Consider the following 12,658-nt stretch of genomic DNA (forward strand, 5'->3'; position numbering starts at 1 on the left):
CCGGGGACGGAGCCCGATCCGGCCGCGCGGCTTCCACCTGGTGGTGGTCATACGTCCGACGCTAACTCCGCTTTGCCCGCTGATGCCCTGGCCGGCCGCAGGAAAGCCTGTGATTCCGGTGACAGCCGTTCGGCCCGTTTCACTCGAGAGCGTCTCGGGTAGCTCACCACGAACAATCCGGACTTTCGGGGGAGGTGCCCGTGAGCGATCTCGGTGACGACACTCTCCGCGAGAGTCAAACACCCGATGCGGACGGTTCTCGCGTCCGCGCGTCCGGCTTCGGGGGCGCAGCTTCCGGCGAGGTTCGGGAAAGCCAACGGGCGGGCGACGAGCCCGAAGTCCGGCCGCCGGTGAGCGGCGAGTCCGGCGAGGGCACAGCCAAGGCTGACCTGGCACGCGATGCCGGGCCGGGGCCGCTGGACTCGGCTGGCGCTGACTGGCCCCCGGTGCCCGGACAGGGCGAACGGGTCGATCACGGCGGCTGCACGGTCGCCGACGCGATCCGGACGGCCATGGCCCGAAGATCCTGATCTCAAACGTATTTGTGACAGGTTCCACCGCCGCGGCAAACGGGCGCGCGCTCACACTGCGCGACCGTGGTGCCGCCTTTAGCGTGACAAACCACCCTGCAACCGACCGCGCGCATCCGACTGCGACGAAGGGAAGGCCGAAAGATGCTGACCGTTACCGAAGCCGCCGCCGAGGCGATCACCGCGTTGACCGCTGAACAAGGCAGCGACTCCGAGAAGAGCGGCCTGCGCTTCGCGCTGCAGAGCATGGAAGGCGACGGTGCCCAGCTGGCGCTGTCGGTAGCCCCGGCCCCGGAGGACGGCGACCGCATCGTCGGCGCCGACGGCGGGGCGAAGGTCTTCCTCGAGCCGCAGGCTGCGGCATTGCTCGACGACAAGGTCCTAGACGTTCAGCAGGACGATACCGGCGACGTCGCCTTCGCCGTCCTGCCCCAGCAGCAGTCCGCCTGACGGGCTGCCCAAGCAAGCGCCCGGCCACGGGGTTCGCGCGACGGTGTCCGTCCGCTGACCCCGTGCGCCGTTCGCTGGTGCCTTCGGACTTTCAGGCCCGGCGAGTTGATTGATGGCCGATTCTGGGTTGCGCTGCCGCCCAAGACGCGGGTTGTCCAGACCACGGGATGGCTGCGTCGAGTGCCCCCGCAGTTGAACGCGGGGGCGTTCTGCTACCTGGTGCGCAGCCAGTCCTGCACGAGGACTCCGGCTCGTTCGCGCAGCAGTTCCGCTGCGTGGGAGCGGGCGTAGTCCAGCGACGGCGCGTGGTCGATCAGCGCGCTGCTGCCCACGACTCCCAAACCGGCCAGCGCGTCCGCGTCCAGCTGGATTCGTCCGGCGAGCACCAGCAGCGGGACGCCCGTTCGCCCGGCGCGGGCCGCGATGCCTGCCGGGGCTTTGCCGGACAGCGATTGTTCGTCCAGCGAGCCTTCGCCAGTGATCACCAAGTCCGCACCGCTCAACGCGGCGTCGACGCCGGTCAACGCGGCGATCAGGTCGAAGCCGGACTCGACGGTCGCGCCGAACGCCGCGATCGCTCCTGCTGCGACACCTCCGCCGGCCCCGGCTCCGGGAACGTCGGAGACGTCGCGCGCACCAGCCTGCACAAGCACCTTGGCCCAGTGCGACAGTGCTTCGTCGAGCACGTGGACGTCTTCTGGCGCAGCACCTTTTTGCGGGCCGAACACCGCCGCCGCCCCATTCGCGCCGAGCAGCGGATTGGTCACGTCCGTCGCGACCGCGACCGGTACCGCGCCCAGCCGTTCCCGAACCGGGCTGAGGTCGACCCGCGCGACGTGTGACAGCGAGCCGCCGCCGAGACCGACAGGTGCACCGGACGCGTCGACGACCTCGGCACCGAGCGCGGCCAACATCCCGGCACCGCCGTCGGTGCTCGCGGTGCCGCCGACGGTCAACACGAGCCGCCGCGCTCCACGGGCGAGGGCGTCGCTCAACAACTCGCCGACGCCCCACGTGTGTGCGGCCAGCGCGACTTCCCGGCTCGGCGTCACGAACTCGATCCCGCACGCTCGCGCCGATTCGACGTACGCCGTGCCGTCGAGCAGCACGTACCGCGCGTCGACCGGTTCGGCGAGCGGGCCGCGCACTGACAACCGCACCATGGATCCGCCCGCGTTCTCGAGCACCTCCAGCGTTCCTTCGCCGCCGTCGGCGACAGGGCACGCGGAGATCTCGGCGTCCGGCAACGCATCGCGCACGCCGTGCGCGATCGCTTCGGTCGCCTCGACCGCGGTCAGGCTTCCTTTGAACTTGTCCGGTGCGATCACGACCCGGGTCATCGGCTCACCTCCGTGAGCGGTTCGCCGCCTGCGAGCACCGAGACGACATTGCGTGCGGCTAGCACCGCCATGGCCGTCCGCGTTTCCACCGTCGCCGATCCGAGGTGCGGCGTCAGCACCACGTCGTCGCGGTCCAGCAACCGAGGCTCGACCTCCGGCTCGTTCTCGAACACGTCCAGCGCCGCGCCCGCGATCTCACCGGCTTCGAGCGCGTCGGCCAGCGCCGACTCGTCGACCACCGGACCACGCGTGGTGTTCACCAGGTACGCACTCGGTTTCATCGCCCGCAGCGCGTCCGCGCCGACGAGGTGCCGGGTCTCGGGAGTCAGCGGACAGTGCAGCGACACGAAGTCCGAACGCCGCAGCAGTTCGCCGAACGACACGAACTCGCCGGCGAAGTCCGGTTTCGCCGACCGTCCGGAGTAGACGACCCGCATCCCGAACGCCGCCGCCCGCTTCGCCACCGCGCGGCCGATCTGCCCGAGCCCGACGATGCCGAGCGTCTTGCCCTGCAGTCCGGAGCCGAGCAGGAAGCCGAGGTGGAACGACCACGGCTGCCGTGCGCGCAGCAACCGCTCGCCTTCGCCGAGCCGCCGCGAAACGGCCAGCAGCAACCCGAACGCGAGATCCGCGGTGGCGTCGGTGAGCACGCCTGGCGTGTTGGCGACGACGACCCCGCGTTCGGCCAGTGCACTGACCTCCACGTTGTCGTAGCCCACCGCGACGTTCGCGACGACCTTCAGTCCGGGACCCGCCGCGTCCGCGACTGAGCCGTCGATCCGGTCGTGCAGCATCGACACCACCGCGGCCGATCCGGCGACGAACTTCCGCAGTTCCTCGGGCGTGAGCGGCCGGTCCTCGGGCGAGATTTCGACTTCGCCTGCCTCGCCGAGAACCTGCACGGCCTCGTCCGGGATCCAGCGGGTGACAGCGATCTTCGGCATGCTGAGCAGCCTAATGCCGACCGTGCCGCCCGAGCGAGGTTCGCGGCGCGCTCACCGCCGGACACCCGCCTGAGCTGCGACGGAGCGTCCAACCGCGACAGAACGCCACTCGCTTCGGCAGTGCCCGAATTCCGCATTGCGGTACCACGCAACGAAATTCCGGTCTGCCTCCGACTGTGCCGCCCTGTGTCGCCGCGAAACCCGTTCGCCGACTCCTAGCGCACCGTGTTGTCTTATCGCATCACCTCACTTCCTTCGAAGCCCAAAACCTTGCGTTGCCTTGTGCCGTCTCTCCGGATGCCCGCTTCACCTTTTGGCACTCCCGCGGGCGGCCGGACCGTGCTATGTTCATATGTAGAACTTCTGTGCGCTATGCGAACAAGCTAGCACGGAACGCCGGAAACAGGAAGATCCAGACGGAAGGGCTCGTGATGGCAAGGGTGCTGTCGCTCGGCGAGGCGGTCGCCGAGCTGGTGCACGACGGAGACACCGTCGCTCTCGAGGGCTTCACGCACCTCATCCCCGTGGCGGCCGGGCACGAGATCATCCGTCAGGGCAGGCGGAACCTCACGCTCGTGCGCATGACGCCGGACATCGTCTACGACCAGCTCATCGGCGCGGGCTGTGCGAGCAAGCTGATCTTCTCGTGGGGCGGCAACCCCGGGGTCGGCTCGCTGCACCGGTTCCGCGACGCCGTGCAGCACTCGTGGCCGGCGCCGCTGGAGATCGAGGAGCACAGCCACGCGGGCATGGCGAACCGTTATGTCGCAGGCGCTTCCGGACTGCCGTTCGCGGTTTTGCGCGGCTACACCGGCACCGACCTGCCCGCGCAGACGGACACGATCAAGCCGATCACCTGCCCGTTCACCGGCGAGCAGCTGACCGCGGTGCCGGCGCTGAACCCGGACGTCACGATCGTGCACGCGCAGCGCGCCGACCGGGCGGGCAACGTCCAGCTGTGGGGCATCGCGGGCGTGCAGAAGGAAGCGGTGCTCGCGGCCAAGCGGTCGCTGGTCACCGTCGAAGAGGTCGTCGACGAGCTGGAGCCTCGCCCGGGGGCGCTGGTCCTTCCGTCCTGGGCGGTCACCGCGGTGGCCGAGGTGCCGCGCGGCGCGGCTCCCTCGTACGCCGCCGGCTACTACGAGCGGGACAACGCGGCCTACCAGGCGTGGGACGAGATCGGGCGGGACCGCGAGGAATTCGCCAAGTGGCTGAACGACCTGACCGGGGTGAAGGCATGAGCGAGTACACCGCTGACGAGATGATGAGCATCGCCGCGGCCCGCGCGCTCGGCGAGGGCATGTCGTGCTTCGTCGGGATCGGATTGCCCAGCACCGCGGCGAACCTGGCCCGGCGCACGCACGCCCCGAACCTCACGCTGATCTACGAATCGGGTTGTCTCGGCGCGAAACCCACCAGGTTGCCGCTGTCGATCGGCGACGGCGAGCTGGCCGACACCGCCGACGCCGTGGTCAGCGTGCCCGAGGTGTTCAACTACTGGCTGCAGCCCGGCCGGATCGACGTCGGGTTCCTCGGTGCGGCGCAGCTCGACAAGTTCGGCAATATCAACACCACGGTCATCGGCTCCGACTACCACGATCCGAAGGTGCGCCTGCCCGGTGCGGGCGGGGCGCCGGAGATCGCGGCGTCCTGCAAGGAAGTCTTCGTCGTGCTGCGGCAGAGCAAGCGGACGTTCGTGGACAAGGTCGACTTCGTGACGTCGTTCGGCCACGGCTCCGGGCGCGGCGACCGCGAACGGCTGGGCCTGCGCGGCGCCGGGCCGACGCTCGTGGTCACCGACCTCGGCCTGATGCGGCCCGACCCGGAAACCGCGGAGCTCACGCTCACCGAACTGCACCCCGGGGTCGAGCTGGACCAGGTCGTGGAAGCCACGGGGTGGACACTGAAGACGGCCGCGGACCTCAAGACCACCCCCGCGCCCACCGAACGCGAACTGACCCTGCTCCGCGAACTGAAGAAGGCCGGCGAATGAGCGACGCATACGTACTCGACGCGATCCGCACTCCCTTCGGGCGCTACGGCGGCGCTCTCTCCGGAGTGCGTCCCGACGACCTGGCCGCGGGCGTCCTGCGCGCCCTTGCCGAACGCAACGGGCTCGATCCGTCCACAGTGGACGAAGTAGTGCTCGGCGACGCCAACGGGGCGGGCGAGGACAACCGCAACGTGGCACGGATGGCCGCGCTCCTCGCCGGCTGGCCGACGTCGGTGCCCGGCGCGACGGTGAACCGGCTGTGCGGGTCCGGCGTCGAGGCGACGATGCAGGCGAGCCGGGCGATCCAGGTCGGCGACGCATCGCTGGTGGTCGCGGGCGGCGTCGAATCGATGAGCCGCTCGCCGCTGGTGATGCCGAAGCCGGAGAAGGCTTTCCCGGCCGGCAACCAGACGCTGTACAACACGGCGCTGGGCTGGCGGATGGTCAACCCGGCGATGCCGTCGCAGTGGACCGTTTCCCTCGGGGAGTCCACCGAACTGCTCGCCGAGCGTTACGGCATCGGCCGGGACGAGCAGGACGCGTTCGCCGCGCGCAGCCACGTGAACGCCGCGCGGGCGTGGGACGAGGGCTTCTACGACGACCACGTGGTTCCGGTCGAAGGCGTCGAGCTGACCCGGGACGAGGGCATCCGGCCGGACTCCTCGCCGGAAAAGCTCGCGAAGCTGAAAACAGTGTTCCGCAAGGAAAACGGCACCGTCACGGCAGGCAACGCGTCGCCGCTGAACGACGGCGCGTCGGCGTTGCTGCTCGGCGACGAGGCCGCGGCCGAGCGGCTCGGCAAGACGCCGCTGGCCCGGATCGCCGGCCGCGGCGCCGCCGGGGTCGACCCGGACGTGTTCGGCATCGGCCCGGTGCGCGCGGCGGAGATCGCCCTCGAACGAGCGGGCATCGGCTGGGACGACCTCGCCGCCGTGGAGCTCAACGAGGCGTTCGCGGCGCAATCGCTGGCCTGCCTGAAAGAATGGTCGAAGCTGGACCCGGAGATCGTCAACGTCAACGGCGGGGCCATCGCGATCGGGCACCCGCTCGGCGCGTCCGGCGGCCGGATCATCGGCACGCTGGCGCATCAGCTCCGCCGCACCGGCGGTCGCTGGGGCCTCGCGGCGATCTGCATCGGCGTCGGCCAGGGTCTCGCTGTCGTGCTCGAGAATCGCTGAGAAAGGGGAGGCATCGTGGCCACACCGACCGAGCGGCGCCTGCCGCAGTACCGGCCTGATCCGGACGGCACCCACGCGCCGCTCGACTACGCGCCGTACCGCTCCACCGCGCTGCGGCATCCGAAGCAGCCGTTGGTCCTGCTGCCGCAGATGCTCACCGAGGTCACCGGTCCGCTGCTCGGGCCGGGACGGCTCGGCGAGTTCGACAACGACCTCACGCGCCAGCACGCGGGCGAGCCGCAGGGCCAGCGGATCATCGTCACCGGCAGGCTTCTCGACGGCGACGGGCGGCCGATCCGCAACTCGCTCGTCGAGATCTGGCAGGCCAACGCGGGCGGCCGCTACCGGCACACCGGCGACCGCTGGCCGTCCCCGCTCGACCCGAACTTCGACGGGCTCGGCCGCACGCTGACCGACGACGACGGGCGCTACGAGTTCACCACCATCAAGCCCGGCGCCTACCCGTGGAAGAACCACGACAACGCCTGGCGTCCCGCGCACATCCACTTCTCGGTGTTCGGTTCGGCGTTCACCCAGCGGCTCGTCACCCAGATGTACTTCCCGGACGACCCGCTGTTCTCGCAGGACCCGATCTTCAACTCCATCCCGGACGAGAAGGCGCGGCAGCGGATGATCTCCCGGTTCGACCTCGAGCGCACCGAGGAGCAATGGGCGCTGGCGTTCCAGTTCGACATCGTGGTGCGCGGGCGCGAACAGTCGGTGTTCGAGGACGAGGAGGAGGACGAGTGAGGCTGGAAGGCACGCCTTCGCAGACCGTCGGGCCGTACCTGTCCATCGGGCTGCCGTGGGACGACGGGCCGTTCGTGGTCCCGGAGGGCACCGAAGGCGCGGTGTGGATCCGCGGCGGGGTGTACGACGGCGCGGGCAACCCGGTTCCGGACGCGATGATCGAGACGTGGCAGGCCGACCCGGACGGCGGGTTCGACCACCCCGACGACCCGCGCGGCAAACCCGCCGCTCCGTTCCGCGGCTTCGGCCGGTGTCCCACCGACGAACAAGGCCAGTACCGGATTCTCACGGTGCTACCCGGAATCGTGCCGGACACGTCCGGGGCTCCGCAGGCGCGGCACATCGACGTGTCGGTGTTCGCTCGCGGGCTGCTGAACCGGGTCGTCACGCGCATTTACTTCGAGGACCAGGACAACGCCGGCGACGCGGTGCTGGCGAGCGTGCCCGAGGAACGACGGGATACGTTGCTGGCCAAGAAGGACGGCGACGGCTACCGGTTCGACGTGCGTTTGCAAGGCGAAGGCGAGACGGTGTTCTTCGCGGTCTGACCGGCCGTGTCCATTGTGGAGGTTCAGAACGTGAGCAGTGTCCGGGTGCACCGGGTCGTCGAAGGCCCGGAGACGGGTCCGGTGGTGGTGCTGTCCAACTCGATCGGCAGCGACCACCGGATGTGGGAGCCGCAGGTCGCGCCGTTGACCGAACGCGGATTCCGTGTGGTCCGGTACGACACGCGCGGCCACGGGTCCTCGCCGGTGCCGCCGGGGCCGTACGACCTGGCCGACCTGGGCGGCGACGTGCTGGGGCTGCTCGACGACCTCGGCGTCGAACGCGCGCACTTCGTCGGCCTGTCGCTCGGCGGCATGACCGGGATGTGGCTCGGCGTGCACGCCGCGGAGCGGTTGTCGAGCCTCACGTTGTGCTGCACGTCTGCGCGGCTCGGGCCGCCGGAGATGTGGGTCGATCGCGCACGCCTCGTGCGGGCCGAGGGCACCGAGGCGGTCGCGGAAGCCGGCGTCGGGCGCTGGGTCACGCCGGCCTACGCACAGGCGCATCCGGATCAGGTCGCCTACCTGCGCGAGATGATCGCGGCGCAGCCGGACGAGGGATACGCCGGATGCTGCGAGGTGATCGAGCGGATGGACCTCACCGGGGACCTGCCGAAAATCGCCGTTCCGACGCTGGTGATCGCCGGTGCCGACGACCCGTCGACGCCCGTCGAGCCGCACGGGAAGGCCATCGCCGAAGGGATTCCCGGCGCCCGGCTCGAGATCGTCGCCTCCGCCGCGCACCTGGGCAACTACGAACAGCCGGGCGAATTCACCCGGCTGATCCTCGAGCGGATCACGGAGGAACAGTGACCGGAGACCGCTACGAGGCGGGCATGCGAGTGCGCCGCGAGGTGCTCGGCGACGAGCACGTCGACCGGGCGGTCGCGCGGACCACTGAGTTCAGCAAGCCGTTCCAGGAGTACATCACCGAAGCGGCGTGGGGTTCGGTGTGGACTCGCGACGGTCTCGACCGGCGGACCCGCAGCTGCATCACGCTGGCCGCGCTCACCGCGCTGCACTGCCACGACGAGCTGGCGATGCACGTCCGCGCGGCGGTGCGCAACGGGCTCACCGCGGACGAGATCCGCGAAGTCCTGCTGCACACCGGCGTGTACGCGGGGGTGCCGGCGGCGAACACGGCGATCGGGATCGCCCAGCGGGTGCTCGCGGAGCTGGGAGAGCCCACCGCTCAGCCGCCGGCCGGATAGGGTTCGCCGCATGGACTCCGACGACCAGGCCGAACGCGGTGCGCACCACGTGCAGTCGCTGGAGCGCGGGCTGGCGGTGATCAAAGCGTTCAGCGCCGAGGCCCCGCATCCGACGCTGAGCGACGTCGCACGCATCACCGGGCTGACCCGTGCGGCCGCGCGCCGGTTCCTGCTGACGCTCGTGGACCTCGGCTACGTCCGCACCGACGGCAAGTACTTCTCGCTCACCGCGCGCGTGCTGGAACTCGGCTACGCGTATCTGTCCAGCCTCAGCCTGGCCGAGATCGCGCAGCCGCACCTGGAGCGGCTGTCGGCGCAGGTGCACGAGTCGAGTTCGGTGTCGGTGCTGGAGATCGCCGACATCGTGTACGTCGCGCGCGTCGCGGTGTCGCGGATCATGACGGTGAGCATCAACGTCGGCACCCGGTTCCCCGCGCACGCCACGTCGATGGGGCACGTGCTGCTCGCCGACATGGACCGGACCGAACTCAACGCCTACTTCATCGTCGCCGACCTCGACCGGCTGACCCCGCACACGCTCACCCACCGCACCGCGCTCGAAGCCGAGCTGGTCAAGGTCCGGGAACAGGGCTGGGCGATGGTCGACCAGGAGCTCGAAGAAGGCCTGCGTTCGGTCGCCGCGCCGATCCGCAACCGGGCGGGGCGCGCGGTCGCCGCGGTCAACATCTCGACGCACGCGAGCCGGACTCCCGTGGAGACGGTCCGAACCCAGTTCGTCCCGCCGTTGCTCGAGACCGCGGCCGCGATTTCGGCGGAGCTCGCCGCGGTCGCGCCCGGGCGAGCGGTCCAGGGCTGAGGAGCGCCGATGCCGGAACCGGTTGCCGGACTGCTGCTCGCCGCCGGCGCGGGGAGGCGGTTCGGCGGGCCCAAAGCGCTGGTCGAGTACGACGGGGAGCCGCTGGTTCAGCGCGCGGTCCGGAATCTGGCCGAGGCCGGATGCGCGTCGGTGCGGGTGGTGGTCGGAGCGGCGGCTGAGCAGGTCCGGGAACTGCTGCCGCCGGACGTGACTGCCGTGCCCGCGGCGCGGTGGCAGGACGGGATGGGGGAGTCGCTCAAAGCCGGGCTCGAATCGCTCGCGGGGGAGTCGGCGGTGGCGGTCCTCGTGCACCTGGTGGATCTGCCGTGGGTGCCCGCCGAAGCGCTCGCGCGGATCGTCGGGGAGGCTTCCGAGGACGCGGTCGTTCGGGCTTCCTACCAGGGGGTTCCGGGGCATCCGGTGTTGTTCGGGCGGCGCTGGTGGGGCGAGATCGCGGAGTCGGCGAGCGGCGACCACGGGGCGCGGGACTGGTTGCGCGGACGCGCGGACGTGCGGCTTGTCGAGTGCGGGGATCTCGGGAGCGGCAGTGATGTCGATCGGCCTGGGGATTTGGCTGGGCCTGGTGCCGAGCGGCGATGAAGGTGGGCGGCTTCGTAGACGAGGGAGGTTCGGCGAAGGACTTGCCTTGTCAGGGGCTGTGTCGCTGAAGCAGTAGCGGCTGAGCCCGCCGGATCGCAGGAGGAGCGGCGGCGAACGGCGAACTTGGCGGTCTCGGATCTACGATCGGGGGCGTGACAGAGTCCCTCGCCTCGCCCGACGCGCTCGCGGCAGCCCTCGACACCACCGGTTACCTCGCCGACGAGGGGCTGGCCACCGCGGGATTCCTCGCGACGCAAATGCAGCGTCCGCTCTTCTGCGAAGGCGAGCCGGGCACCGGGAAGACCTCGCTGGCGCTTGCCTTGTCAGAGGCCTTGAAGTGGCCGTTGGTGCGGCTTCAGTGTCACGAGGGCATCGACGCCGCGCAGGCGCTCTACGAATGGGACTTCCCCCGTCAGCTGCTGCACCTGCGCGCCCTCGAAGCGGCCGACGGCGGACGGCTCGACGCGGAAACTGCCGAGCGTTCGCTGTACACGGAGCGGTTCCTGCTCGCGCGACCGCTGCTGCAGGCGCTCACCACGACGCCGTGCGTGCTGCTGGTGGACGAGATCGATCGCGCTGACGACGAGTTCGAGGCGTTCCTGCTGCAGTTGCTGGACGAGTACACCGTCACGATCCCGGAGTACGGCGAGGTGCGTGCGGAGCAGCCGCCGCTGGTCGTGCTGACGTCCAACCGGACGCGCGAGGTGCACGACGCGCTCAAGCGCCGGTGCCTTTACCACTGGCTCGAGCATCCGGACCTGGCCCGGGAGATCAAGATCCTGCGCCGGCGTCTTCCCGGGATCGGCGAGACGCTAGCGCGGCAGATCGCCGACGCGGTGCACCGGCTGCGGGCGATGGACCTCCTCAAACCGCCGGGGGTCGCCGAATCTCTCGACTGGGCAAGGGCTTTGCTCGCGCTCCAGCGCGACGAACTCGACGCCGCGACGGCCGCGCGCACGCTGGGCGCGGTGCTGAAGTACAGCGAGGATCTCGACCGGGTGCGGGCGAAGCTGGACACGCTGTTCTCGTGAGTTTCTGTCCATTGTGGATGGTGGCTTAATTCCGTTGCGCCGGGTGGGTGGGATCGGGCATGCTTGAAGCATCACTGAACGACTTCGCCGACTTCACTGATTTTTGCTGATCTTGTGACTGTGCCGGAAGGAGGGCTCGTGGCCGACTTCGTCCGGACTGCCCTCCCGGCTGTCCGCTGAGTTCCCGTTCTTTCCTGAAGGTTCCGCGCGCCCGCCTTGCGCTACCGAGGCTGGCCGCTGCGCGCAACCACGGTCCGCGCACGCTGTCCCGGAGGCGGGACGGCGTGCGCGGCCGCCCTTGGCCGATCTCGACGCCGACGCCGCGGCCTCGGTGAGAGTGAAGGTGGGCCTTGGGAAGCGTGCGGCGTCGGGCTGGACGTTGGGATGCGTCCGGCGTGGGCGGAGCCCGGGGGAATGCTCTGCGTGGGCGGAACCTGGGGAAGCGGCCGTGTGGGGCGGGACGTTGGGATGCGTTCGACGTGGGGCGAAACCCCGGAAGCTGCACCGCGTCGGCGGAACCTGGGGAAGCGGCCGTGTGGGGCGGGACGTTGGGATGCGTTCGGCGTGGGCGGAGCCCGGGGGAATGCTCTGCGTGGGCGGAACCTGGGGAAGCGGTCGCGCGGGGCGGGACGCTGGGATGCGTTCGGTGTGGGGCGAAACCCCGGAAGATGCACCGCGTGGGCGGAACCTCGGGAAGCGGTCGTGTGGGGCGGGACGTTGGGATGCGTTCGGCGTAGAGCGAAACCCGGGGAACCGGCCGCGTGGGGTGAAACCTTGGGAAGCGCCCGCCGTGGGGCGGACCTGGGAAGTGCTCCGCATGGGGCGGGACGGCCGGGAACGGGTTCGGCCAGGACGGCGATGTGCCGCCCGTCGGGTCCATGAACGACGCCCGAGGCGGATCCGTCATCAGCGGCCGCCCTTCTTGGGAAGCGGCCGTCGTAGGGCGGAACCTTGGGAAGTTCTGCGGGCGATCCGGAACATCCAGGCGAGCGAAGCGGTTCATCCTGGAATGGCGGTGCGGAGGAACGCTGGCGAGCTGGAGCGGCTCAAGCTGAGACCTTCGCGTGCCCAAGAATCCGCCCAAGAACCCGGCTGGGAACCTCCGCGCGGGCGAAAACCTCGGCGTACCAAGATCGTCGCCGACCACCCGCGGCCTGCGGCTGAACAACCGCGACGCGGGATGGCGGGAACGGTCGGGGCCGGAGCGAGTGGAGGGCGTCCGAGCGGCTCGGGATCGGCTGTCGCGGCGCGGGTTCCGGTGGTGGGGTC

General features: G+C 70.3%; 14 protein-coding genes. 12 read left to right on the plus strand and 2 right to left on the minus strand.

Annotated elements, in window-relative coordinates:
- Nucleotides 1-200: 200 nt before the first annotated feature.
- Together CU254_RS42920 and CU254_RS07525 are read left to right on the plus strand one after the other, a co-directional pair.
- Nucleotides 201-530: a hypothetical protein gene (locus tag CU254_RS42920; RefSeq protein WP_158687999.1), complete on the plus strand. Its 330-nt coding sequence runs from the start codon at nt 201-203 to the stop codon at nt 528-530.
- Nucleotides 531-674: 144 nt separating this feature from the next.
- Nucleotides 675-980 (plus strand): hypothetical protein, encoded by a 306-nt coding sequence (locus CU254_RS07525; RefSeq protein ID WP_009074268.1) that lies wholly within the window; start codon nt 675-677, stop codon nt 978-980.
- Nucleotides 981-1,192: 212 nt separating this feature from the next.
- Here the strand turns inward: CU254_RS07525 and CU254_RS07530 are convergent, their stop codons facing one another.
- Both CU254_RS07530 and CU254_RS07535 read right to left on the minus strand, forming a co-directional pair.
- Nucleotides 1,193-2,320 (minus strand): glycerate kinase, encoded by a 1,128-nt coding sequence (locus CU254_RS07530; RefSeq protein ID WP_009074270.1) that lies wholly within the window; start codon nt 2,318-2,320, stop codon nt 1,193-1,195.
- Complete coding sequence (locus CU254_RS07535; RefSeq protein ID WP_037712883.1) at nt 2,317-3,264, minus strand: D-glycerate dehydrogenase; 948 nt, start codon at nt 3,262-3,264, stop codon at nt 2,317-2,319. The genes CU254_RS07530 and CU254_RS07535 overlap by 4 nt, the downstream gene beginning before the upstream one ends.
- 431 nt (nt 3,265-3,695) lie before the next feature.
- On the opposite strand from CU254_RS07535, the gene CU254_RS07540 reads away from it, so the two are divergent.
- The 10 genes from CU254_RS07540 to CU254_RS07585 all read left to right on the plus strand — a co-directional run bounded on the left by CU254_RS07540 (nt 3,696) and on the right by CU254_RS07585 (nt 11,389).
- Nucleotides 3,696-4,505, plus strand: coding sequence for a CoA transferase subunit A (locus tag CU254_RS07540; protein WP_037712884.1), 810 nt, complete (start codon nt 3,696-3,698; stop codon nt 4,503-4,505).
- Nucleotides 4,502-5,257: a CoA-transferase subunit beta gene (locus CU254_RS07545; RefSeq protein ID WP_009074276.1), complete on the plus strand. Its 756-nt coding sequence runs from the start codon at nt 4,502-4,504 to the stop codon at nt 5,255-5,257. The genes CU254_RS07540 and CU254_RS07545 overlap by 4 nt, the downstream gene beginning before the upstream one ends.
- Entirely contained in the window at nt 5,254-6,435 is a 1,182-nt protein-coding gene (locus tag CU254_RS07550; RefSeq protein ID WP_009074278.1) for a thiolase family protein, read from the plus strand. The genes CU254_RS07545 and CU254_RS07550 overlap by 4 nt, the downstream gene beginning before the upstream one ends.
- 15 nt (nt 6,436-6,450) lie before the next feature.
- Nucleotides 6,451-7,185 (plus strand): protocatechuate 3,4-dioxygenase subunit beta, encoded by a 735-nt coding sequence (gene pcaH / locus CU254_RS07555; RefSeq protein ID WP_009074280.1) that lies wholly within the window; start codon nt 6,451-6,453, stop codon nt 7,183-7,185.
- A complete protein-coding gene (gene pcaG / locus CU254_RS07560) occupies nt 7,182-7,733 on the plus strand; it encodes a protocatechuate 3,4-dioxygenase subunit alpha (RefSeq protein ID WP_009074282.1) in 552 nt (183 codons plus the stop codon). Before pcaH ends, pcaG begins: the two co-directional genes overlap by 4 nt.
- 30 nt (nt 7,734-7,763) lie before the next feature.
- Complete coding sequence (pcaD, locus tag CU254_RS07565; protein WP_037712886.1) at nt 7,764-8,543, plus strand: 3-oxoadipate enol-lactonase; 780 nt, start codon at nt 7,764-7,766, stop codon at nt 8,541-8,543.
- Nucleotides 8,540-8,941 (plus strand): 4-carboxymuconolactone decarboxylase, encoded by a 402-nt coding sequence (pcaC, locus tag CU254_RS07570; RefSeq protein ID WP_009074285.1) that lies wholly within the window; start codon nt 8,540-8,542, stop codon nt 8,939-8,941. Before pcaD ends, pcaC begins: the two co-directional genes overlap by 4 nt.
- Nucleotides 8,942-8,951: 10 nt before the next feature.
- Entirely contained in the window at nt 8,952-9,758 is an 807-nt protein-coding gene (locus tag CU254_RS07575) for an IclR family transcriptional regulator C-terminal domain-containing protein (protein WP_009074287.1), read from the plus strand.
- Nucleotides 9,759-9,767: 9 nt separating this feature from the next.
- On the plus strand, nt 9,768-10,358 hold the full coding sequence (locus tag CU254_RS07580) for an NTP transferase domain-containing protein (protein WP_009074291.1): 591 nt from the start codon (nt 9,768-9,770) through the stop codon (nt 10,356-10,358).
- Between the two features lie 152 nt (nt 10,359-10,510).
- A complete protein-coding gene (locus tag CU254_RS07585) occupies nt 10,511-11,389 on the plus strand; it encodes a MoxR family ATPase (RefSeq protein WP_009074293.1) in 879 nt (292 codons plus the stop codon).
- The last annotated feature ends 1,269 nt before the right edge of the window (nt 11,390-12,658 follow it).

The organism is Amycolatopsis sp. AA4 (genome assembly GCF_002796545.1).
Taxonomy (GTDB): Bacteria; Actinomycetota; Actinomycetes; order Mycobacteriales; family Pseudonocardiaceae; genus Amycolatopsis.